Consider the following 567-nt stretch of genomic DNA (forward strand, 5'->3'; position numbering starts at 1 on the left):
ATGAAACGGGCAAAAATACTAACCAAGAAGATTTGGTTGATGCAGCCCTTGTAAAGCAAGATGAAGATACAAAATCAGATGAAACACAAGGCAATGCGCAGCTTCAAGGTGCAGTTTATACGCTCTTCTATGCGCACGATATTAAGGATGCCAAAGGGAAAGTCCTTCATAAAAAAGGAGAAGCAGTTGGTGTTAAAGATGGCTTTAAATCTCTTCCAATTGCCGTAGTTAACGGTAAATTAGTCGGCGAGAAATACCTTTCTCTACAAATGGCAAATGGAGTAAATAAGGATGCTGTTAAGAATCTTCCTGTCACTGGAGATACTGGAGATAAAGGGTATTACTGGCAAGAAGTGAAAGTTACTGATGATGGTAAACAAACGAACGGTGCACCTTATGGATACACTCAAGATACGACGAAACATTATGTCGTGTCTGGCCAACACGATACAGATGGTAAATCAAACGTTAATACGATTGTTTCTAACCTCACAGTATCGGATAAAGTCCTCCGTTGGTCAATGGAATTTGATAAGGTTCAAGATGTCAATGGTTCGCTTGTTGGTT

Annotated in this window: 1 pseudogene; it reads left to right on the forward strand. The window is 39.9% G+C overall.

The features are described from left to right. Positions 1 to 567: pseudogene (locus BZZ03_RS12065) on the forward strand (hypothetical protein); the annotation flags it as partial.

The sequence above is a fragment of the Lactococcus petauri genome, assembly GCF_002154895.1.
Classification (GTDB): Bacteria; Bacillota; Bacilli; order Lactobacillales; family Streptococcaceae; genus Lactococcus; species Lactococcus petauri.